Raw genomic sequence first — 20,421 nt, 5'->3', positions numbered from 1 at the left:
GGGGATCAGTAGATGATCTCCCCGGCCGCGCGGCGGGCCCGGAGCGCCGTGACGGCCTCCTCCAGGATCTGCTCGGCCTCAGCGTCGGTACGCCGCTCCTTCACGTACGCGAGGTGCGTCTTGTAGGGCGTGATCTTCGGCGGTGGCGGCGGGTTCTCGGCATCTGTGTTGGCCGGAAGGCCGCAGCGGGGGCAGTCCCACGACTCGGGGATCTGCGCATCGGCAGCGAACGCGGGCCGCGTCACATGGCCGCTGGAGCAGTAGTACGAGACGTGCAGACGGGGCGCGGTGTCGCCGCGCTCCGCCTCACCCATGGGTCCTGCACCGACGCGAGTACCACGAATGGCGTTGCCACCTGCCATGTTGAGCTATCTCCTCGAATGTTGTTGTACGTGAGTGTGTGAGGTGTCGACGGTCAGGCGCTGAGCTTGTAGAGCAGCAGCAGCCCGGCGATCGTCAGCAGCCAGACGAGGCCGAGGACGACGGTGATGCGGTCGAGCAGACGCTCAGCGGTGGATGCTCCACCCATCGAGGTCGACATGCCGCCGCCGAACAGATCTGACATGCCTCCACCACGGCCTTTGTGGAGGAGGACGGTGGCCGCGAGGAGAACGCTGAGGATCACGGCGATGACCGAGAGGAGCGTTATGGGCCAGGACACCAAAGGGACAATCACGCGGCCCATGTTATCCGACGCGATCGATTCCTCCACATCCGGACGTCCTTGTCGGGCCCCGGTCTGCGACGCTGACTGTCACGGAGTGAGGAGGTGGGGAACCGGTCTCCCCTCGGCGCCGGCCCCCCGCTCGCGCCCCCACGCGAGTCTCCCTGCCTGCATTCTCCAGCCGCCGTCGGGCCCGGCCAAAAGGGCGGCGGGGAAGGATGGGGAAGAAATGGAGAAGCGGCGCAGGGGTCTCCCCCGGCGCCGCCTCCCGTGTCAGCTCAGAGCTGGTAGAAACGCACGATCGCCGCGAACTCGTCCGGCTGCAGGCTCGCGCCGCCGACGAGGGCGCCGTCGATGTCCGGCTGCCCCATGATCTGCGCGACGTTGCCCGACTTGACGGAGCCGCCGTACTGGATGCGGACCGACTCGGCGGTCGCCTCGTCGTACAGCGCCGCGACCTCCTTGCGGATGGCGCCACACACCTCCTGAGCGTCGTCAGGGGTGGCGACCTCGCCGGTGCCGATGGCCCAGACGGGCTCGTAGGCGATGACGAGGCCGGCGACCTGCTCGGCGGTCAGGTCGGCCAGCGTGCCGCGGACCTGGTTCAGCGTGTACTCGACGTGCTGACCCGCCTTGCGGATGTCGAGCCCCTCACCGACGCAGACGATGGGGGTCATGCCGGCCGCCAGGACCTTCAGCGCCTTGGCGTTGATGATCGCGTCGGTCTCGCCGTAGTACTCGCGGCGCTCGGAGTGGCCGACGATCACGTAGCCGACGCCCAGCTTCGAGAGCATCGCGGTCGAGATCTCGCCGGTGTAGGCGCCGTTGTCGTGCTGCGACACGTTCTGCGCGCCGAGCCCGAAGTTCAGGCGGTCACCGTCGATCAGGGTGCGGACCGTGCGGATGTCGGTGAACGGCACGCACAGGACGGCCTCCGACTTGGCGGGGTCCCAGTCCTTGTCGACGAGGGTGAAGTGGAGCTTCTCCACGAGACCGGTGGCTTCGATGTGGTCGACGTTCATCTTCCAGTTGCCGGCCATGATGGGCTTGCGCATCAGTTGTCCTCCTCCAGAACGGAAATACCGGGCAGTTCCTTGCCCTCCAGGAACTCGAGCGACGCACCACCGCCGGTCGAGATGTGGCCGAACTCGTCGTCGGCGTGGCCGAGGACGCGGACGGCTGCGGCGGAATCGCCGCCACCGACGACCGACAGACCGTCGACCTCGGTGAGTGCCGTGGCGACGGCAGCAGTGCCGGCGGCGAAGGCCGGGATCTCGAACACGCCCATGGGGCCGTTCCAGAACACCGTCTTCGCGCCCTTGATGGCGTCGGCGAACAGCTTCTCCGACTCGGGGCCGATGTCGAGGCCCTGCTTGCCGTCGGGAATGGCGTCGACGGCTACCGTCGCCACCTCACCGACGGCCTCGCGGGCGTCGAAGTCCATGCCGTCGGCGACGCGGACGTCGACCGGGAGCAGGATCGTCTTGCCGGCAGCCGCGGCCTCTTCCAGGTACCGCTTGCAGGTCTCGATGTTGGCCTCGTCGAGCAGCGAGGCGCCGATGCTGTGCCCCTGCGCCTTCAGGAAGGTGAAGAGCATGCCGCCGCCGATGACCAGCGTGTCGGCCACCTTCAGCAGGTTGTCGATGACGGACAACTTGTCCGCCACCTTCGCGCCACCGAGGACGACGACGTAGGGACGCTCGGGCGACTCGGTCAGCTGCTTGAGGACGCCGACCTCCTTGGCGACGAGGAAACCCGCCGCGTTCGGGAGCAGCTTGGCCACGTCGTAGACGGAGGCCTGCTTGCGGTGCACGACGCCGAAGCCGTCGGAGACGAACAGGTCGCCGAAGGCGGCATACCGGGCGGCGAGCTCCGCGCGGGCGGCCTCGTCCTTCGACTCCTCGGCGGGCTCGTAGCGGACGTTCTCCAGCAGCGCAACGTCGCCGTCGGCCAGACCGGCGACGGCGGCCTGCGCGGACTCGCCGACGACGTCGGCGGCCAGCGTGACCTCGACCCCGAGGAGTTCACCGAGGCGGGCTGCGACCGGGGCGAGCGAGTACTTGGGGTTGGCCTCACCCTTGGGACGGCCGAGGTGGGCCATGATGACGATGCGGGCACCGGCCTCGCGCAGCGCCGTCAGGGTCGGCAGCGCGGCGCGGATGCGGCCGTCGTCGGTGATGTTCTTGTCAGCGTCCAGCGGGACGTTGAAGTCGCAGCGGATCAGAACCCGCTTGCCGGAGAGATCTCCCAGGTCTGCAACAGACTTCATGAATCGATGAGCCTTTCGTTGGTGGAGTGGGGGGGCGAGACAACGGCCCTGTGCCCCCGTTGCCGGGGTCACAGGGCCGGTGGCTCAACACACTGGTGTGGCCAGCAGTCGGATCAGAGCTTCGAACCGACGAGGACGGTCAGGTCGACGAGACGGTTGGAGTAGCCCCACTCGTTGTCGTACCAGCCGAGGACCTTGACCTGGTTGCCGATGACCTTGGTCAGCTTCGCGTCGAAGACGCAGGAGGCAGGGTCGGTCTCGATGTCCTTGGACACGATCTCGTCCTCGGTGTAAACGAGAACCTTGCCGTCGGCGGCAGCCTTGACGATGGCGTTGACCTCTTCGACGGTGGTCTCACGGGCGGCCTCGAAGGTGAGGTCGGTGGCGGAGCCGGTCGGGGTGGGAACGCGCATGGCGTAGCCGTCGAGCTTGCCCTTGAGCTCGGGGAGCACCAGGGAGACAGCCTTGGCCGCACCGGTGGTGGTGGGGACCATGTTGAGGGCCGCGGCGCGCGAGCGACGCAGGTCCTTGTGCGGGCCGTCCTGCAGGTTCTGGTCCTGCGTGTAGGCGTGGATCGTGGTCATGAGGCCCTTGACGATGCCGAGGCCGTCGTTGAGGGCCTTGGCCATCGGGGCGAGGCAGTTGGTGGTGCAGGACGCGTTCGAGATGATGTTGTGCGCGGCCGGATCGTACAGGTCGTCGTTGACGCCCATGACGATGGTGATGTCTTCGTTCTTCGCGGGAGCGGAGATCAGGACCTTCTTGGCGCCGGCCTCAATGTGGGCCTGTGCCTTGGTGGCGTCGGTGAAGAAGCCTGTCGACTCGATGACGATGTCGACGCCGAGCTCGGCCCACGGCAGCTGCGCGGGATCCTTCTCGGCGAAGGCCTTGATTTCCTTGCCGTCGATGATGATCGCGTCATCGTCGTAGCTGATCTCGCCGGGGAAGCGACCGAGGATCGAGTCGTACTTGAGGAGGTGGGCCAGCGTCTTGTTGTCGGTCAGGTCGTTGACTGCGACGACATCAAGATCAGCTCCAGCCGCGGTGAGCGCGCGGAAGTAGTTGCGGCCGATGCGGCCGAACCCGTTGATTGCAACCTTAACGGTCATGAGGAAATCGATCCCTTTCGAGCTACCTAGCGCTCGTGGAAGAGGCGCTTACGGACAAGAGTCATCCTAGTAGCGAATCGGTCAGTGGCAACTGCGCGGGGTCGGTTAAGGACGGGTTCAGTCTGCGTCGCGGAGCTCGGCGGGCAGCCCAGCCTCCGTGTCGGGGATGCCGCGCTCCTCCGCGAGCTTGTCCGCGGTCGCCAGCAGACGCCGGATCCGACCCGCGATGGCGTCCTTCGACAGTGGCGGTTCGTGGAGCCGGCCCAGCTCCTCGAGGCTGGCCTGCCGGTGCTCGAGGCGCAGCTGTCCTGCGGCCTGCAGGTGCTCCGGCACCTCGTCACCCAGGATCTCCAGGGCCCTCTCGACACGCGCGCTGGCCGTCACCGCGGCCCTGGCGGAGCGCCGCAGGTTCGCGTCGTCGAAGTTGGCGAGCCGGTTGACGTTGCCGCGCACCTCGCGGCGCTTCCTGCGCTCCTCCCAGGCGATGCGGGTCTCGGGGGCACCGAGCCGCGTCAGCAGGTCGGCGATCGCCTCGCCGTCGCGGATGACGACACGGTCGATGCCCCGCACCTCGCGGGACTTGACGGCGGTGCCGAGCCTGCGGGCCGCGCCGACCAGCGCGAGGGCCGCCTCGGAGCCGGGGCAGGTGATCTCCAGTGCCATCGAACGGCCGGGTTCGGTCAGCGAGCCCCGGGCGAGGAACGCGCCCCGCCACACGGCGACGGCGTCGGCCTGCGAGCCGCCGACGATCGCGGGCGGCAGCCCCCGCACCGGACGACGGTGCTGATCGACCAGCCCGCTGAGGCGCGCCAGCTGCTCCCCCTCCCGCACGACGCGCAGCGTGTAGCGGGGGCCCTTCCTGACGCCGGATCCGTTGATGACGAGCAGCTCGGAGTCGATGTTGTACAGGTCCAGGATGAAGCCGCGGAGCCGCCGGGCGGCGGTGCCCGTGTCCAGCTCGGCCTCGATGACGATACGGCCGCCCACCAGGTGGAGTCCGCCGGCGAACCTGAGCATGGTGACAGCCTCGGCGCGGCGCACACTGGGATGCGGCACGACCACGGTCGCCAGCTCGGATTTCACCTTCTGCGTCAGGGCCATGGGCGGAAGTCTGCCACATGCGGAGAAGGGGGTCAGTGCCCGATGATCTCGCTGAAGGCGGCCGCCAGCCTGTTGACGTCGTGGGTCGCGGTGCCGTCCCGGGCTGCGAGGTCGGCCCGCACGAGCCGTCCGCCCAGGGACGCCACGAAGCTCTCCAGGTGCGGGTCGGTCGAGGCGAACCGCTCGTCGGCAATGACGGCGTCGAGGCGGAGGGCCGGCGCATGCTCCGCGAGGAGCTCGATGTGGCGGGAAGCGCTGAATCCGTCGGTCTCGGCAGCGGACGAGATGTTCAGCACCAGGATCCGCTGCGCCTTCGTGGTGACGATGGCGTCGGCCAGCTCCGGCACCAGGAGGTGCGGGATGACGCTGGTGAACCACGACCCTGGGCCCAGCACCACGCTGTCGGCGCCCCGGATCGCCGCGATCACCTCTGGGCGCGCCGGCGGGCGCTCCGGGACGATCCTGATGCTCTGGACCGTGGCGCGCGACTTCGCCACCGTCGCCTGCCCCGTCAGCGTGCAGAGCTCGTCCGGGTCGAGCGGATCCAGCCCGATGACGTCGGCCTCGATCTCCAGCGGGACGGAGCTCATCGGCAGCACCCTGCCCCGCGTGCGGAGCAGGTCGCCGACCATGTCGAGGGCCGCGACGGGGTCCCCCAGTTGCTGCCAGAGGCCTGCGATGAGCAGGTTGCCGATGGCGTGGCCGCTGAGCGGGCCCTCCCCCGTGAACCGGGCCTGGAGGAGGTCGGCCCAGGTGCGCCCCACCTGGTCGTCAGAGCAGAGCGCGGCGAGCGCCATGCGCAGGTCGCCGGGGGGCAGACAGTCGAACTCGTCCCTGAGCCGGCCGGACGATCCGCCGTCGTCGGCGACGGTGACGATGGCGGTGAGCCGGTCGGTGACCCGCCGCAGCGCCGTCAGCGAAGCGGCCAGACCGTGACCGCCGCCCAGGGCCGCGACGGCGGGCAACTGCTGCGGGCTCATTCCTTGCCCAGGTCGCGGTGGAGGACGGTGGTGGCGAAGTCCCGATCACGGAGCCGGAGTGCCAGTTCCTCACTCATGGAGGTGGAGCGGTGCTTGCCGCCGGTGCAGCCGATGGCGACCGTGACCTGCCGCTTCCCCTCCGCCTGATAGCCGGGCGAGACCGTCTCGAGGAGCGCGATCATGTGGTCCTGGAATTGCTGGGCTGCCGCGTGCTTGAGCACGTACTGCGCCACGTCGCGGCTCAGCCCGGACTTGGGCCGCAGCTCCGGGATCCAGAACGGGTTCGGCAGGAACCGCACGTCGAAGACCATGTCCGCGTCGATCGGCACGCCGTGCTTGAACCCGAAGGAGATGATCGCGATCTTCATCCGGTCGGAGGCGTCGTCGCCGAAGTGGTTGACGACCCGCTGCACGAGCTGGCGGGCCGACAGCCGCGTGGTGTTGACGACGATGTCCGCGGTGGCTCGGATGTCGGCCATGAGCCGGCGCTCCCGGTTGATTCCCTCGAGCAGCCGGTCGCCGCCCTGCAGCGGCAGCGGGCGGCGGTTCGACTCCTGCCGGGTGACGATCACGTCGTCGTCGGCCTCGAGGTAGAGCAGCGTTATCCGCGCCCCCCGGCGGCGCAGCTCCACGAGGGCGGCGGGCAACTGCTCGAACTGCTCACGGGAGCGGACGTCGGCGACGGCGGCGACACGGGACACCTGGAATCCCTGCAGGGTGTCCAGCAGCGCGGGCAGCATGACGGGCGGCAGGTTGTCCACGACGTACCAGCCGAGGTCCTCCATCGCATGCGCGGCGGTACGACGGCCGGCCCCTGACAGGCCGGTGATGACGGCGATCTCTGGAGGGGTGCTCATGGCCACAGCCTAGTGGGCCCCGTCGCCGGGAAGCCCCCGCGCATGCAGCGCCTCGCCGGTGCGCTGCGCGTACGCGACGGCGCCGAGCACGGCAGGGGTCAGCAGCACGACCGGGTTGCGATCGACCCCGCGGGCGCGAGCCGCATCACGGGCGTCGCTGAGCGCGCCGGCCAGGAAAGGGATCGACCTGATCATCAGCGCCACCGCGAGGCTCGCGGCGGCGGGGTCGAGGCCCACCCAGCGCACCGGCCGCAGGCCGGTGGCCAGCGCGTCCATCAGGTCGGGGGTCGGCGTCGTCAGCGTCAGCAGACGCGCCGCCAGCACCGCGAGCAGCAGGTTTCCCGGCGAGACGAACGCAGCCTCCGGAAGGAGGGATACCAGCTGGTAGCCGGCCATGATCCCCAGCAGCAGCCACAGGTACCAGCCGATCGAGAAGATGCGCCGCAGAGGGATGCCGGAGGTCAGCAGGCAGGCGACGGCGATCATCAGGCCGGCGAGTGTCGCCCACCAGGCCCACAGGAACAGCGGCGGGACGGCCAGCGCGAGCAGCAGCAGGTACTTCCATCCGACGGGGAGCCGGAACAGCCAGCCGGCGCCGGGTTCGTAGAGGCCGAGCAGACTCGTGTGGCTGCTCATCGCGCCATCGCGGCCACGTAGGCGGCGATGGCCTCACGCGGCTCACCGTCGGCGATGACCCGGCCGGCGTCGACGACGATGACGCGCTCCGCGTCGGCTGCGAAGTCGAGGTCGTGGGTCGAGACGATCACCTGCTGCGGCAGCCCGGCGAGAACCTCCCGGAGCTGCCCGCGGTTACGGAGGTCGAGCAGCGTCGTCGGCTCGTCGGCCACGACGATCCTCGGCTCGACCGCCAGCACGCTGGTGAGGGCGACCAGCTGCCGCTCGCCGCCCGAGAGGTCGTAGATGCTCTGGTGTGCCGTGTGCCCGACGCCGCGGAGGTCCAGGAGTTCCTGCGCCCGACGGGCGCGTTCGGCGCGGTCCTTCACCTTCGCCCGCAGGCTGAGCGCGACGTCCTCGACGGGGGTGGACATGAGCAGCTGGGCCAACGGGTCGGTGAAGACGAACCCCACCCTCGCCCGCACTGCCGCGGCGTCCTTGACCGTGTCCTTTCCCGCCACGGACACCCGCCCCGAGGTCGGGGCCCGCAGCCCGTTGAAGAGGCGCAGCAGGGTCGACTTGCCGGAGCCGTTGGCGCCGATGACGGCGATGCGGTGTTCCGTCAGCTCGAGGGAGATGCGGTCGAGCAGGACGCGGTCCGCCTCGCCCCGCCGGTGGGCGGGCACGACGACGGAGGCCTCCTGGACCGAAATCATCGACCGAGCAGGCGGGGGAAGGCCTTGTGCACCGCGACCGCGATGAGGGAGGCGACGACGGCCTTGAGCAGGTCGCCGGGCCAGAAGATGAAGTCGGTGGCCCACAGGTCGCCGAAGGACTTTCCGGTCGCCCTGGCGATGCCGGCCACGCCGAGAGGCCACGTGACCGCGACACGCGTGACCATGCACGCCAGCAGGAACCAGACGAACGTGAGCTTCGTCAGCCCACGGCGCACTACGAACCGGGCCGCGAGACCGACCAGGAAGGCGACGATCAGGAAGGAGACGAGGTAGCCGCCCGTGGGGCCGAGCAGCGCCGCGACGCCACCCTTGCCGCCGGCGAAGACGGGCAGCCCGGCGATGCCGACCGCGAGGTAGAGGCCGACCGCGGCCGCGCCACGCCACGGGCCGAGGCAGAGGCCGGCCAGCATGACACCCAGCGTCTGGAGCGTGATCGGGGTGAGTCCCCCGACGTGGATGGCGGGCAGCAGTGACATGGCGGCGATCAGCGCGGCGAAGACGGCGACATTGGCCAGGTCGGCGGGTGCGACCGACGGACGGTCGGTGACGGCGGGAGCGGTCATGGGGTGCCTCCGGGGTTCGGGTTCCCCCATCTCAGCACCTGCGCTCGTAACGGGACAAGTCGGTTCAGATCTCGGTCACTTCGCCGGTGGTGAGGTTGATGGCCTCTCCCCCTGTGTCCTCGACAGCGGCCTTGACGGCGGCTGCCAGCGTGGGCCCGAAGCCAGGCACCTCGGCGATCTCCTCGACGGTGGCCTGACGCAATTTGCGCATGCTGCCGAAGTACTTCAGCAGTGCCTTGCGGCGCATCTCGCCGAGGCCGGGCACACCGTCGAGCACGGATTCCACCACCGTCTTGGCGCGGCGGGAACGGTGGTGGGTGATGGCGAACCGATGGGCCTCGTCACGGAGGCGCTGCAGCAGGTAGAGGCCTTCGGAGGCGCGGGGCAAAATGAGCGGATAGTCCTCCCCCGGCAGCCACACCTCCTCCATGCGCTTGGCGAGCCCGCACAGCGCGATCTCGTCGGTGAGCCCGGCGTCGGCGAGCACCGCCGCGGCTGCGTTGACCTGCGGCTGGCCGCCGTCGACGACGATCAGCGCAGGCGCGTAGGAGAAGCGGGCGGCCTCGCCGGTGGTGGCGTCGACCCGGACGTCGCTCGACCGCTCATCGACGAGGCGGCGCAGCCGCCTGCCCAGCACCTCGGAGATGGCCGCGACGTCGTTGCTGCCCTCGAAGCTCTTGATGATGAACCGGCGGTACTCGCTCTTGCGCGGGAGTCCGTCCTCGAAGACGACCATGGAGCCGACAACCTCGGTGCCCATGGTGTGGGAGATGTCGTAGCACTCGATCCGCAGGGGCGGCTCGTCCAGCGACAGCGCCTCGGCGATCTCGGCGAGAGCCGTGCTGCGGGTGCTGAGGTCCGTGGCCCGCTTCAGCTTGGCCTGCTGCAGGGCCAGCTCTGCGTTGCGGACGGCCGTGTCGAGCAGGGCCCGCTTCTCCCCACGCAACGGCACCTTGACGGTGACCGTGCCGCCCCGGCGCTGCGTCAGGTGCTCCACGAGCGTGTCCTCGGCCTCCACGGAGGCGAGCACGTGCGGCGGCACCTCCTGGTCCTCGGAGTACAGCTGCTCCAGGAACGCCTCGAGCAGTTCCGTCAGCGGCCGGTCGTCGGAGCGGTCGGCGATCCAGCCGCGCTCGCCGAGGATCCTGCCGTCGACGACGTGGAACACCTGCACGGACACCTGGGTGCCGTCGTCGGCGAGCCCCACGATGTCGGCCCGCAGGCCGTCGCGGAGCACGACCGAGTTCTTCTCCCTCACGCGGTTCAGCGCGACCAGGGAGTCGCGCAGCACGGCGGCCCGCTCGAAGTTCAGCGCCGCGGAGGCGTTGTACATCTCGCGCTCGATGCGTCCGATGATGCCGCCGGTGTTGCCGCCCATGAAGGAGCAGAAGTCCTCGGCGACGGCCCGGTGCTCCTCGGGCGAGATCCGCCCGACGCATGGCGCGGAGCACTTCCCGATGTCTCCCAGCAGGCAGGCCCTGCCAGAGGAGCGGGCCCGGTTGAACACCCCCTGCGTGCAGGAGCGCATGGGGAACACGCGCAGCAGCAGATCGACCGTCTCCCGGATCGCCCACGCCTGGCCGAACGGCCCGAAGTACCGCGTCCCGCGCTTTTTGGCCCCGCGTCCGACGAACACGCGCGGGAACTCCTCGCCCATCGTCACGGCGAGCCACGGATACGACTTGTCGTCGCGGTACTTGACGTTGAACCGCGGATCGAACTGCTGGATCCACGTGTATTCGAGCTGCAGCGCCTCCAGTTCGGTGGCGACGACGGTCCACTCGACCTTCGCGGCGGTGCGCACCATCGTCTGGGTGCGGAAGTGCAGCGCCGCGGGATCCGCGAAGTAGGAGTTGAGGCGCTGCCGCAGGTTCTTGGCCTTGCCGACGTAGATCACATGGCCGAAGGCGTCGAAGAAGCGGTACACGCCGGGGTCGGTGGGGATGCTCCCGGGCGCCGGGCGGTAGCTCGAGGGATCGGCCATGCCTTAGATCCTAGCTAGAGGCGTCGCGGCTGCTCGACGGTTGAGAACGGGTCAGCGCACACTGCGAATGTCACGGTTTGGTAACGAAATGTCCTGTCGTTTGGCAGCGCTAACAATCAATGTTAGCGTGTGACATACACGCCTACCCCCTCAGGACTCCAACGACGGAGGCCGATTCCATGGGTCTGGCCCTCAGAAAACGAAGGAGTGTTCTGATGTCAAGAAAGGTTTCGGCTGGCCTGCTGGCTGGCGTTCTAGTGCTCGGCCTTGCGGCCTGCGGCCAGGGTGGGGACGGGTCCGCAGAAGGCAGCGAGCGCGCAAACCAGATGTACACCTGGGTCTCCAACGAGTCGGATCGGGAGCAGTGGGAGACCTTCATTGCGGGCGTCAAGGAGTCTGGCGATCCCGAGTTCGAGCTCGCGCTGGAGGGTCCCAGCTTCCAGGAGTATTGGACTCTTGTCCGGACTCGGATGTCCGCGTCTGACGCCCCCTGCATCATGACCACCCAGGCTGCCCGGGCACAGGAGCTGGGCCAGCTCCTCGCGCCCCTCGACGAACTCGCCGCCGACGCTGGCTTGGACCTCTCCATGTACAACGAGGCCATGATGCAAGGCATGACCGTGGACGGAACCGTGCGGGCTCTGCCGTACGACGCCGAGCCGATGCTTCTGTACTACAACAAGGCTCTCTTCGAGGAGAAGGGCCTTGACCTCCCAGGCGCCACCTACACGCGCGACCAGTTCCTGTCCGACGCCAAGGCGATGACTGGAGATGGGAAGTACGGAACCTACGTGGCACCGGACTCCATGTACCCCTACCTTCCGATCGCGTTTGCCGACGGCAACGCGCCCGTCAAGGAAGGCGAGCTGGCGGTCACCGAATCCGCTTTCGTCGACGACTTCCAGTGGGTCATGGACCTGGTAGCTGAAGAGGGTGTTGCCGCGGCCCCGAGCGCCGGCGACAACGACGAGCGGGGCCGAGCGGAGTTCTTCGCCGGCAATGTCGCGATGATCATCGACGGCCCCTGGTTCTACTCCACCATCGTTGATGGGGCCGAGTTCGAGGTGGGGATCGCCGTCCCGCCGTCGACCTCGGGCGAGTCCATCGGCATGATCCAGGGGTCGGGCTTCGGGATCGCGGAGTCCTGCCCTGACAAGGAAGCCGCGTTCGCGAACATCATGAAGATGACCACGCCGGACGTGGTGGGTTACGTCGGCAAGAACCGGGGCACCGTCCCGTCGGTGCCGGAGGCCATGGACGCCTGGTCCGAGGGCAAGCCGGCCGCGGACGTCGCCGTCGTCGAGGCGCTGCTGGAGAACGCTCTGCCGCTGGAGACCAGCTCCTCGTGGAACCAGTTCGTGACGCAGTTCGCCCAGTACTCGCCTGAGGGTGTGCGTGGTGTGAAGACCGCCGAGGAGATCCTGACCTCGATCGATCAGGGCATCGGCTGATCGCATGTCAGGCACGCTTCAGGTATCGGGTAAGACTGCGCCGGAGCGAGATGCGAAGAAGGCCAGCAAGTCCGGCATGAGCCAGCGACTGCTGGCCTTCTTCCACTTGGCTCCTGGGATGGCCGGGTTCATCTCGTTCATTGTGGTTCCCCTGATCGCATCCCTTGTCATCAGCCTCTATCAGTGGCCTCTCTATGGCTCCCGTGAGTTTGTGGGACTCGAGAACTACGCGCAGATCCTCTCGGGCGCGGATCCAGTGTTCTTCACTGTCTTGGGCAACACCGCCATATTTGCCATCGGCTACACGATCGCCAACCTCGTCATCTGCACAGCGATTGCCGTGTGGCTGCGTTCACTGCCGACGTGGGCGCCGTTCTTCCAGATCCTGTTCTTCGTTCCCGTGGTCACGCCGATGGTGGCGAATGCTCTCATCTGGCGCCTCATGCTGCAGGACCGAGGGCTGCTGAACACATTCCTCAGCTGGTTTGGTATCGAAGGTCCCTCATGGTTGGGCGACGGTGCCTGGGCGATGACGTCACTCATTCTCATGTCCTTGTGGCAGGGGATCGGATACAACATCGTGATCCTGATCGCGGGTCTGACGAACATCAACCCCTCTGTCATGGAGGCCGCTCGGATTGACGGAACGAACGCGTGGAACAGGTTTTGGAGAGTCACCTTTCCGATGCTGTCGCCCTCCCTGTTCTTCTGCAGCGTGATGACGGTCATCGGCGGGTTCAAGGTGTTCGCTCAGCCGTACGTGCTCACTCTGGGTGGCCCGGGCAACGCGACCAACACTCTGGTGCTGAGCCTCTACCGGACGGGATTCTCCTATGACCGACTCGGCCTCGCTTCCTCCATGGCCTGGGTGCTGTTCGTAATTGTGATGCTTGTGACTGCCCTGCAGTTCGTGGGCCAGAAGAAGTGGGTGAGCTACGATGCGTGACCGTCGCAAGCCGTTCAATTACGGGCAACTGATCAGCAAGATCTGCCTCGCTGTGGTCGGCTTCATCTTTGTCATCCCATTCATCTGGATGTTCTTCTCCTCACTGAAGCCCAGCACAGAGGTGCTGCTTGGCGGCAGTAATCTGTTCGGGTCCGAGGTGCGGTGGAGTAACTATGCCGAGGTGTTCTCGACGATCCCCTTCGCGCGGATTCTGGCCAACACCTTCTTCATCGCCGGCATGGGTGCACTGATTGCCGTGACGGTGTCGGTGCTCAGCGCCTACGCGTTCTCGCGACTTGAGTTCCCAGGCCGTGGGGCGTTGTTCGCCGTGTTCATCGCCACGCTGATGCTGCCGATCGAGGTTCTGGTCATTCCGCTCTTCATCGGAGCCAACAGCGCCGGCCTGGTCAACAGCTATCCCGCCATCATCCTGCCGTTCGCATTTGGAGCCTTCGGGACGTTCCTCCTCCGGCAGTTCCTGCTGTCTCTTCCTCCGGATTACGAGGAGGCAGCACGCATTGACGGGGCCAACCAGTGGCAGTTGCTACGCCACGTAATCGTGCCGCTGCTCCGTGGCCCGATCTCCATCGTCGCCGCTTTCACCTTCATCGACTACTGGAATGCCTTCCTGTGGCCGCTCATCATCATCACTGATCCCGCCAAGGCGCCTCTCCAACTGGGCCTCAGCATGTTCTCGGGCGAACGCGGAACCGACTGGGGGCCGCTGATGGCGGCCACGTCGATCGCAGTCCTTGCAAGCCTGTCGATCGTCGTCTTCCTCCAGCGACAGATCGCCAAGGGCATCAACATCGGAGGCTTCGGTGGGCGATGAGTCTGCAGAGCGAATCTCGGCCCGCCTGGCCGGGCGCCTATCCAATACCAACGCGAGGCGCTGTCGCTCAATAGGAGGCAATGATGAATGAAGCGAATTCTTTCGAGGAACTCTCGGAGCGCGAGCTGCCTCAGTGGTACGCGGACACTCCCTTCGGAATCTTCGTCCACTGGGGGGCCTACTCCGTCTCGGCCTGGGGGGAGCCCATCGGTGCCCTCGGAACCATCGAGTGGGAGACCTGGTTCAAGCACAACCCCTATTCCGAGTGGTACTACAACACCATTCGGATCGAGGGTTCACCGGCACAGGAGCACCATCGTGAGGTGTATGGCGACATGCCATACGACGGCCTCCTCGATATGTGGAAGGCGGAGAAGTTCGATCCCACGGACTGGGCCACCCTCTTCCGTGACGCGGGTGCCGGGTACGTGATCCCCACGACCAAGCATCACGACGGCATCACGCTGTGGGAGGCGCCACGCACCGAAGGTCGCAACACCGTGGCGCGGGGCCCCCAGCGGGACTTGATTGCGCCCATTGCCGACGCGGTCCGCGAGGCCGGCATGCACTTCGGCGTGTACTACTCCGGTGGCCTCGATTGGCACTTCCGGCCCATGGCGCCGCACACCACCGACGAGTCGGTGAACGACACCGGTCGACCTAAGGACGCGGAGTACGGCGCCTACTGCGCCCAGCAGTGCCGGGACCTGATCGACCGGTATCAGCCCGAGATCCTCTGGAACGACATCCAATGGCCCGACGATGCCAAGAACTTCGGTCCGGACGGGTTGGGCACGCTGTTCAACTACTACTACGCACACGTCCCCACCGGAGTGGTCAATGACCGCTACGGAGACACGCACTCGGACTACCTGACCAGCGAGTACTCGCATCTGCTCGCCAACGAGGGTGACAAGGCGTGGGAGAACTGCCGCGGCATTGGCTACTCGTTCGCCTACAACCAACTGGAGGATGAGAGCCACTATCTGACCGGCTATCAGATCGCTCGGATGTTGACCGACATCGTGTCGAGGGGAGGGCATTTCCTGCTCAATGTCGGCCCCAAGGCGGACGGGACGCTTCCGGAGCTGCAGCGGCAGGCCCTTGTGGACCTGGGAGCTTGGATGCGGACCGGAGCGAAGGATGCCCTCTACGGGTCTCGCCCGGTGAGCACGGAGGATGTCACCGCGGGTGCTGGCGTCTGGGTGCGTGGAGTTGACAAGGAGGGTACCCGACGCCTCTTTGTTGACCTTGAGGAGGCAGATCCCAGGGTGGCGGCCAGGGCGACGTTGACCGTCGGGGACGAGCAGGTCAACGTCGAACTCCCGGCCGGAAGGCCCGGACCCGTCATTTACTGAGGAAACAGTGCGGCCGCGGGCCCTGCGAGTCCTCGGGGCTTGAATAGCCCACTACCCCGTCCCTTGCCCGGGTCGGGGTGGTGGGCTATGGGGGTTTGGCTACTAGACACCTAGAATTGCCACATGATGAGCCAGATCGACTTTTTCAGCGAGGTCGACGAGCCCACCCCGGGCGGGGCGGCCGCATCTCCCGGGCGCCCGGCGCCCCCGATCCTGACCCAGGAGCAGATCACGAGACGGCGTCGGCGCACCTTCCTGATCCGCGTCGTGACAAGCGTGTTGTCGGTCTCCCTGGTCGTGTTCGCCGCCGCGCTCATCGCGGGGTCGCTGTCGTTCATGCCGCCGGAGTACCTCGTCAACCGGTACGTTCCCGGCGGGGACCGCCACATCACGATCAAGACGGCCGGCGACCACGTGCTGCTGCGCACCGGCAGCGACGTGGCGCCCGACTGCGCCGTCGCGACCGACGCCGGGGTCCCGGTGGCCCCCTACGCGGACGTGATCAAGGGACAGGCCGTGCGCGTGTTCACCGCCGACGAGGGCGGCTACTCGGTGTCCTGTGCGGGCGGCAACTCGGACGTGATCGTCTTCCCGATCGAGCAGATGGACATGATCGCCTACGGCAACTGGACCATGGTGCTGGTCGGGCTCCCGTTCGGACTGCTCGGGGTCGCGATCGGGGTGTCGGGTCGCCTCTGGGCGCGGAAGAGCCGGGTGCCGACCGAACAACTGCCCTGGTTGGACTCCTGAGTCAGCGTCCTGCCCGCGCGTCGCGCGACCGGAGCAGGTCGAGGCCGAGCCCGCGAGCCAGATGCCGGGCCGCCAACTGCCCGCGGACGCTGTTGCCCGCCGCGTCGAGCCCCGGGGCGAACGTGGCGAGACCGCCCTTGCCGGGCGAGATCGTGACGATGCCGCCGCCGATGCCGCTCTTGCCGGGCAGGCCGACGTCGAAGAGCCAGTCGCCGGAGGCCTCGTACAGGCCCGCGGTCAGCATGACCGCCAACACCGGATGGCAGAGCTCCTCCTCCAGCACCCGCACCCCGGTGACCGGGTGGACGCCACCGTCGGCCAGGGTGGCGCCCATGGCTGCGAGGTCGCGCGCCGTCACCTGCAGGCAGCTCTGCCGCGTGTAGAGGTCGAGGGCCAGGTCGGGGTCGCAGCCGAGTGCGCCGCGGCTGTGCAGCAGGTGCACCGCCGCCCGGTTGACGTGGTTGGTGGCCGCGGCAGAGGCGAGCATCTGGGCGTCGAGCTCGAGGGGTCTTCCCGCAAAGGCCGAGAGGGTCGCCAGGATCGCCGTCCACTTCTCCTCTCCCCGGCCGGGCGCGTAGCTGGCCGCGGCGATGGCCCCCGGGTTGACCATGGGGTTGGTGCGTCCTCCCCGGGCCCGTTCCACCGCGGCGACCGAGTTGAACGGCAGACCGGTCGCATTGACGCCGATGCGACGCCGCGCCTCGGCGGGCCCAAGGCTCTGGCAGGCCAGCGCGAACACGAACGGCTTGGCGACGCTCATCAGGGCGAAGGGGTGGTCGGCGTCCCCCACCGCGAACGTCTGCCCGTCGACGCCGACGACGCAGATGCCGAACAGGTCGGGGTCGACAGCCGCGAGGGCCGGGTACACGCCCGACGGCTCGCCGTCCGGAACGTCGCGGTAGCTGCGGTGTGCCTCGGCGACGACGCGGCGCACGTCGTCGGCGCGGGGCAGCGTCCCCGTCGACACATGGGCCGGGACGTCGGAGGGCTCCGTCACGGCACGCTGGGTGGGTAGCCCGGTCCGAGGGGGATGCCGAGCGCGAACCACGCGATGAACATGACGACCCAGACGACCAGCAGGATACCCGAGTACGGCAGCATCAGCGCGACCACCGTGCCGATGCCCGCCTTCTTCACGTAACGCTGAGCGACCGTGACGATGAACGGCAGGTACACCATGAGCGGGGTGAGCGCGTTGACCGGCGAGTCGGCGACCCGGTAGGCCGCCAGCAGCGTCTGCGGGGCGACGCCCAGCCGCATGAACAGGGGCACGAAGATGGGCGCGAAGATGGCCCACTTGGGCAGGGCCCCCGGCATGATGAAGTCGAGCACGACGATGACGACGATGAACCCGATCAGCAGCGGGATGGCGCCGATGTCGGCCTGCTCGAGCAGTTCCGCGAGGGATCCGGCGATGACGCGGGGCAGGTTCGTCCAGTTGAAGTAGGCGATGAACTGGGCGATCATCAGCAGCATCAGCACCATGCCGCCGAGGCCCGCGAAGGTCTTCGTGATGGCCGCGATCACGTCGCCACTGCCCTTCATGGTCCGCGCGCCGACGCCGTAGCAGACGCCCGACACCAGGAACGCCAGCATGATGATGAACAACAGCGAGTCCATGAACGGCGTGTTGCCGATGATGTCGCCGGTCTCGGGGTCCCGCAGCGGGGCGCCAGGGAGGAAGGTGGCGAGCGCCACGATCACCAGCACGATCAGGAAGCCGATGAGCGCGAACCGGCTGCCGCGACGGTCGGCGGCCTCGTCGGTGGTCGCCTCCTCCGCGTGCGCGACGGCGCCGTCCGGCACCCAGGGGCCGAGCCGCGGCTCGACGATCTTCTCCGTGACGACGGCCGCCACGAGCGCCATCACGATCGATGAGACGACCATGAAGTAGTAGTTGGCGACGATGGTGATGGGCTCGCCGTCGGCCAGCGCGAGCGACTCGTTGGCGATCTCGGTGATCATCGCGTCGGTCGGCGTCAGCGAGATGTTGACCATGAAGATCGCCGCGACGCCGGCGAACCCGGAGGCGAGGCCTGCCAGCGGATGTCTGCCCACGCTGGCGAACGCCGCGGCGGCGAGCGGGATCAGGATGAGATAGCCGGCGTCGGAGGCGACGGAGGAGATCACGCCGACGAGGATGAGGATGAAGGTGAGGGCCCACTTCGGGGCGGAGCCGACGAGCTTGCGGATGAGGGAGCCGAGCAGGCCGGACTCCTCCGCGACGCCCGCGCCCATCATCGCGATGAACGTGACGGCGACCACGCCGAACCCGGCGAAGTTGCTCACGAAGGACGAGAAGATGAACCGGATCCCCTCCCCGGAGAGCAGGCTCTTGATCGGGATGGTCTCCTCGATGATGGTCCAGTCCTCGTCGTACGGCGGGGTGCCCGGAGTGAGCCCCGGCTGCGTCGTGTCCTCGTAGTAGTCGTAGTCGGGGCCGCCTGGTCGACGGGAACGGCGATCTGTTCGGTGATGCTCACGCCGGCGAGGCTCAGCCCCCAGGACAGGACGATCACGAAGACGATCAGGTAGGCGAACATCAGCACCGGGTGCGGCACCTTGTTGCCGATGCGTTCGACGGCGCCCAGCAGCCCGCTGGCCTTCTCCTCCGCCGCGGGCGTCTCCTCTGCTTCCGCGCTCATCTCGCCGTCCTCTCCACCGTGTGTCCGACGCTGAAGTTCAGCGCCAGGTCGATCAGGAGCCGGGCACCGAATCCCGTGACCCCGTTGTTCCGCCAGCCCGAGGCGCTCCACGACTGGGCGGTCCCCGCGATGTCGATGTGGGCCCACGGCTTGCCCGCGACGAACTCCTCGAGGAACAGCGCCGCGGTGATGGTTCCGGCGTTCGCGCCTCCCATGTTGCGCAGGTCTGCCAGCGGCGAGTCGAGCTCGCTCCGGTAGCGGTGGGCCAGAGGTAACTCCCAGACCGGCTCGTCCGTGCGCTCAGCGGAGGCCTTGACCCGGTCGAGGAGCGCCTCGTCGTTGCCCAGGACGGCCGCGATCTCGGTACCCAGCGTGCGCAGGGCGGCGCCGGTGAGGGTCGCGACGTCGATGATCGCGTCGACGGGCTCCTCGGTGGCCAGGACGAGGGCGTCCCCCATGACCATGCGCCCCTCGGCGTCGGTGTTGACCACCTCGACGGTCTTGCCGCCGCGCATGACGACGATGTCACCCAGCCGCAGCGCCGAGCCGGACGGCATGTTGTCGGTGCACATCAGGTAGCCGGTCACCTGGGCGCGGCACCCGAGCTCACCCAGCACCGTCATGGCGGCGAAGATGGCGCCTGCGCCCGACATGTCGTTCTTCATGACGGCGTGCACCTCGTCGCCCGGCTTCAGCGCCAGGCCGCCCGCGTCGTACATGATGCCCTTGCCGACCAGCGCGAGCTTCCCGGCGGGCTCACCGTCCGGCCGGTAGACCAGCTTGATCATCACGGGCGGCTCGACGCTGCCGAGGTTGATGCCGAGCAGGCCGCCGCATCCCAGCTCGACCAGTTCGTCCTCGCCGACCACCGTCACCTCGAGGCCGGCCTTGACGCCGAGGTCGAGGGCGACCTCGCCGAACCGGGTGGCCGTCAACATTCCGCCGGGGGTGCCGCCAAGATCGCGGGCGAGCTTGGTGGCGCGGACGGTGAGCTGGCCACGTGCGATGCCGGCGGCGGCGTCGTCCCCCGGCTCTGCCAGCAGCGCCAGCGAGCTCAGCTTGGCCTCCGGGCCGTCCTCACCGATGCGGTAGACGTAGCGGGCCAGCGCCGCGCCCTCGACGAGGGCCGCCATCGCGTCCGCGACGGGAATGGCCGTTTCCGGCACCCGGAGCGCGAGGTGTTCCTGGTGCGGGACGGCGCGGGCGAGGTGGGCCGCGATGTTGCGCAGCGCGGTCGCGTCCGCGGCCGCCCTGTCGCCGCCGCCGAGCAGGACGGTGACGGGGTCGTCGCCTGCCACGAGCACGAGTGTCGAGCCCACCTTGGGGGTGAATCCGAGCTCGGCGGCCCGGGCCGCGCTGAGGCCGGTGATCTCGGGCGGCGCCTCACCGTCGAAGACGACGTGGCCGACGGCACCGGTGTCGGTGGTCAGCTCCCCTACCGTGACGCGTAGCTCGCGGTGCGGCAGGGCGAAGGTGGGGTACGGGGCTGCGTGGGACATGGGACTCCTCAGGACGCGGTCGACCTGCCCAGCCTCATCCTCTCCGCCGCCGGCGGCATCC

At 68.1% G+C, this 20,421-nt stretch carries 21 protein-coding genes; 5 read left to right on the top strand and 16 right to left on the bottom strand.

Features of this window, described 5'->3' with window-relative positions; translation table 11 throughout:
• Positions 1–5: 5 nt before the first annotated feature.
• The 12 genes from H9L22_RS03150 to uvrC form a co-directional block, all read right to left on the bottom strand.
• Positions 6–362, bottom strand: coding sequence for an RNA polymerase-binding protein RbpA (locus H9L22_RS03150; protein ID WP_187721559.1), 357 nt, complete (start codon positions 360–362; stop codon positions 6–8).
• A gap of 53 nt (positions 363–415) precedes the next feature.
• Complete coding sequence (gene secG / locus H9L22_RS03145; protein ID WP_187722544.1) at positions 416–685, bottom strand: preprotein translocase subunit SecG; 270 nt, start codon at positions 683–685, stop codon at positions 416–418.
• 257 nt (positions 686–942) lie between these two features.
• The gene (tpiA, locus tag H9L22_RS03140; RefSeq protein ID WP_187722543.1) at positions 943–1,722 is read right to left on the bottom strand and encodes a triose-phosphate isomerase; all 780 of its coding nucleotides are present in this window, start codon (positions 1,720–1,722) and stop codon (positions 943–945) included.
• Positions 1,719–2,933 carry a phosphoglycerate kinase gene (locus H9L22_RS03135; RefSeq protein ID WP_187721558.1) on the bottom strand — a complete coding sequence of 405 codons (1,215 nt, stop codon included), beginning with the start codon at positions 2,931–2,933 and terminating at the stop codon, positions 1,719–1,721. The genes tpiA and H9L22_RS03135 overlap by 4 nt, the downstream gene beginning before the upstream one ends.
• A 113-nt stretch (positions 2,934–3,046) precedes the next feature.
• Positions 3,047–4,042 carry a type I glyceraldehyde-3-phosphate dehydrogenase gene (gene gap, locus H9L22_RS03130; RefSeq protein ID WP_187721557.1) on the bottom strand — a complete coding sequence of 332 codons (996 nt, stop codon included), beginning with the start codon at positions 4,040–4,042 and terminating at the stop codon, positions 3,047–3,049.
• A gap of 117 nt (positions 4,043–4,159) precedes the next feature.
• On the bottom strand, positions 4,160–5,143 hold the full coding sequence (gene whiA, locus H9L22_RS03125; RefSeq protein WP_226966093.1) for a DNA-binding protein WhiA: 984 nt from the start codon (positions 5,141–5,143) through the stop codon (positions 4,160–4,162).
• Between the two features lie 32 nt (positions 5,144–5,175).
• Entirely contained in the window at positions 5,176–6,123 is a 948-nt protein-coding gene (locus tag H9L22_RS03120; protein WP_187721556.1) for a gluconeogenesis factor YvcK family protein, read from the bottom strand.
• Positions 6,120–6,980 carry an RNase adapter RapZ gene (gene rapZ / locus H9L22_RS03115; protein ID WP_187721555.1) on the bottom strand — a complete coding sequence of 287 codons (861 nt, stop codon included), beginning with the start codon at positions 6,978–6,980 and terminating at the stop codon, positions 6,120–6,122. Before rapZ ends, H9L22_RS03120 begins: the two co-directional genes overlap by 4 nt.
• 9 nt (positions 6,981–6,989) lie before the next feature.
• On the bottom strand, positions 6,990–7,616 hold the full coding sequence (locus H9L22_RS03110) for a CbiQ family ECF transporter T component (RefSeq protein WP_187721554.1): 627 nt from the start codon (positions 7,614–7,616) through the stop codon (positions 6,990–6,992).
• The gene (locus tag H9L22_RS03105; protein ID WP_187721553.1) at positions 7,613–8,311 is read right to left on the bottom strand and encodes an energy-coupling factor ABC transporter ATP-binding protein; all 699 of its coding nucleotides are present in this window, start codon (positions 8,309–8,311) and stop codon (positions 7,613–7,615) included. The genes H9L22_RS03110 and H9L22_RS03105 overlap by 4 nt, the downstream gene beginning before the upstream one ends.
• Positions 8,308–8,895: a biotin transporter BioY gene (locus tag H9L22_RS03100; protein WP_187721552.1), complete on the bottom strand. Its 588-nt coding sequence runs from the start codon at positions 8,893–8,895 to the stop codon at positions 8,308–8,310. Before H9L22_RS03100 ends, H9L22_RS03105 begins: the two co-directional genes overlap by 4 nt.
• Before the next feature lie 64 nt (positions 8,896–8,959).
• Positions 8,960–10,879: an excinuclease ABC subunit UvrC gene (gene uvrC / locus H9L22_RS03095; RefSeq protein ID WP_187721551.1), complete on the bottom strand. Its 1,920-nt coding sequence runs from the start codon at positions 10,877–10,879 to the stop codon at positions 8,960–8,962.
• 215 nt (positions 10,880–11,094) lie between these two features.
• On the opposite strand from uvrC, the gene H9L22_RS03090 reads away from it, so the two are divergent.
• From H9L22_RS03090 to H9L22_RS03070, 5 genes are all read left to right on the top strand, one after another.
• Positions 11,095–12,330, top strand: coding sequence for an ABC transporter substrate-binding protein (locus tag H9L22_RS03090; RefSeq protein WP_226966092.1), 1,236 nt, complete (start codon positions 11,095–11,097; stop codon positions 12,328–12,330).
• A gap of 4 nt (positions 12,331–12,334) precedes the next feature.
• Complete coding sequence (locus H9L22_RS03085; RefSeq protein ID WP_226966091.1) at positions 12,335–13,276, top strand: carbohydrate ABC transporter permease; 942 nt, start codon at positions 12,335–12,337, stop codon at positions 13,274–13,276.
• Complete coding sequence (locus tag H9L22_RS03080; protein ID WP_187721550.1) at positions 13,269–14,108, top strand: carbohydrate ABC transporter permease; 840 nt, start codon at positions 13,269–13,271, stop codon at positions 14,106–14,108. The genes H9L22_RS03085 and H9L22_RS03080 overlap by 8 nt, the downstream gene beginning before the upstream one ends.
• Before the next feature lie 83 nt (positions 14,109–14,191).
• Positions 14,192–15,466, top strand: coding sequence for an alpha-L-fucosidase (locus tag H9L22_RS03075; protein WP_226966090.1), 1,275 nt, complete (start codon positions 14,192–14,194; stop codon positions 15,464–15,466).
• A gap of 123 nt (positions 15,467–15,589) precedes the next feature.
• The gene (locus H9L22_RS03070) at positions 15,590–16,216 is read left to right on the top strand and encodes a hypothetical protein (protein ID WP_187721548.1); all 627 of its coding nucleotides are present in this window, start codon (positions 15,590–15,592) and stop codon (positions 16,214–16,216) included.
• 1 nt (position 16,217) lies between these two features.
• Here H9L22_RS03070 and glsA read toward each other — a convergent pair whose 3' ends face one another.
• Genes glsA through H9L22_RS03055 form a run of 4 tightly spaced genes read right to left on the bottom strand, consistent with a single transcriptional unit; the run spans position 16,218 to position 20,360 of the window.
• On the bottom strand, positions 16,218–17,213 hold the full coding sequence (gene glsA / locus H9L22_RS03065; RefSeq protein WP_187721547.1) for a glutaminase A: 996 nt from the start codon (positions 17,211–17,213) through the stop codon (positions 16,218–16,220).
• Positions 17,210–18,520 (bottom strand): AbgT family transporter, encoded by a 1,311-nt coding sequence (locus H9L22_RS03060; protein WP_264292596.1) that lies wholly within the window; start codon positions 18,518–18,520, stop codon positions 17,210–17,212. The genes glsA and H9L22_RS03060 overlap by 4 nt, the downstream gene beginning before the upstream one ends.
• Positions 18,502–18,861, bottom strand: a complete 360-nt coding sequence (locus H9L22_RS19505; protein WP_264292530.1) for an AbgT family transporter — start codon at positions 18,859–18,861, stop codon at positions 18,502–18,504. The genes H9L22_RS03060 and H9L22_RS19505 overlap by 19 nt, the downstream gene beginning before the upstream one ends.
• On the bottom strand, positions 18,858–20,360 hold the full coding sequence (locus H9L22_RS03055; protein ID WP_187721546.1) for a leucyl aminopeptidase family protein: 1,503 nt from the start codon (positions 20,358–20,360) through the stop codon (positions 18,858–18,860). The genes H9L22_RS19505 and H9L22_RS03055 overlap by 4 nt, the downstream gene beginning before the upstream one ends.
• Between the last annotated feature and the right edge of the window lie 61 nt (positions 20,361–20,421).

It is taken from the genome of Tessaracoccus defluvii (genome assembly GCF_014489575.1).
Classification (GTDB): domain Bacteria; phylum Actinomycetota; class Actinomycetes; order Propionibacteriales; family Propionibacteriaceae; genus Arachnia; species Arachnia defluvii.
This window is presented reverse-complemented; position numbering and strand designations above follow the sequence as displayed.

Bases quoted from the DNA above. Each gene is read 5' to 3' on its own strand.
- H9L22_RS03105 (WP_187721553.1), bottom strand. From the start codon at position 8,311: ATGATTTCGGTCCAGGAGGCCTCCGTCGTCGTGCCCGCCCACCGGCGG.
- H9L22_RS03120 (WP_187721556.1), bottom strand. From the start codon at position 6,123: ATGAGCCCGCAGCAGTTGCCCGCCGTCGCGGCCCTGGGCGGCGGTCAC.
- H9L22_RS03150 (WP_187721559.1), bottom strand. From the start codon at position 362: ATGGCAGGTGGCAACGCCATTCGTGGTACTCGCGTCGGTGCAGGACCC.
- gap (WP_187721557.1), bottom strand. From the start codon at position 4,042: ATGACCGTTAAGGTTGCAATCAACGGGTTCGGCCGCATCGGCCGCAAC.
- H9L22_RS03055 (WP_187721546.1), bottom strand. From the start codon at position 20,360: ATGTCCCACGCAGCCCCGTACCCCACCTTCGCCCTGCCGCACCGCGAG.
- H9L22_RS03135 (WP_187721558.1), bottom strand. From the start codon at position 2,933: ATGAAGTCTGTTGCAGACCTGGGAGATCTCTCCGGCAAGCGGGTTCTG.
- whiA (WP_226966093.1), bottom strand. From the start codon at position 5,143: ATGGCCCTGACGCAGAAGGTGAAATCCGAGCTGGCGACCGTGGTCGTG.
- rapZ (WP_187721555.1), bottom strand. From the start codon at position 6,980: ATGAGCACCCCTCCAGAGATCGCCGTCATCACCGGCCTGTCAGGGGCC.
- H9L22_RS03080 (WP_187721550.1), top strand. From the start codon at position 13,269: ATGCGTGACCGTCGCAAGCCGTTCAATTACGGGCAACTGATCAGCAAG.
- H9L22_RS03110 (WP_187721554.1), bottom strand. From the start codon at position 7,616: ATGAGCAGCCACACGAGTCTGCTCGGCCTCTACGAACCCGGCGCCGGC.
- H9L22_RS03070 (WP_187721548.1), top strand. From the start codon at position 15,590: ATGATGAGCCAGATCGACTTTTTCAGCGAGGTCGACGAGCCCACCCCG.
- H9L22_RS19505 (WP_264292530.1), bottom strand. From the start codon at position 18,861: ATGAGCGCGGAAGCAGAGGAGACGCCCGCGGCGGAGGAGAAGGCCAGC.
- H9L22_RS03100 (WP_187721552.1), bottom strand. From the start codon at position 8,895: ATGACCGCTCCCGCCGTCACCGACCGTCCGTCGGTCGCACCCGCCGAC.
- uvrC (WP_187721551.1), bottom strand. From the start codon at position 10,879: ATGGCCGATCCCTCGAGCTACCGCCCGGCGCCCGGGAGCATCCCCACC.
- H9L22_RS03085 (WP_226966091.1), top strand. From the start codon at position 12,335: ATGTCAGGCACGCTTCAGGTATCGGGTAAGACTGCGCCGGAGCGAGAT.
- H9L22_RS03090 (WP_226966092.1), top strand. From the start codon at position 11,095: ATGTCAAGAAAGGTTTCGGCTGGCCTGCTGGCTGGCGTTCTAGTGCTC.
- H9L22_RS03075 (WP_226966090.1), top strand. From the start codon at position 14,192: ATGAATGAAGCGAATTCTTTCGAGGAACTCTCGGAGCGCGAGCTGCCT.
- secG (WP_187722544.1), bottom strand. From the start codon at position 685: ATGGGCCGCGTGATTGTCCCTTTGGTGTCCTGGCCCATAACGCTCCTC.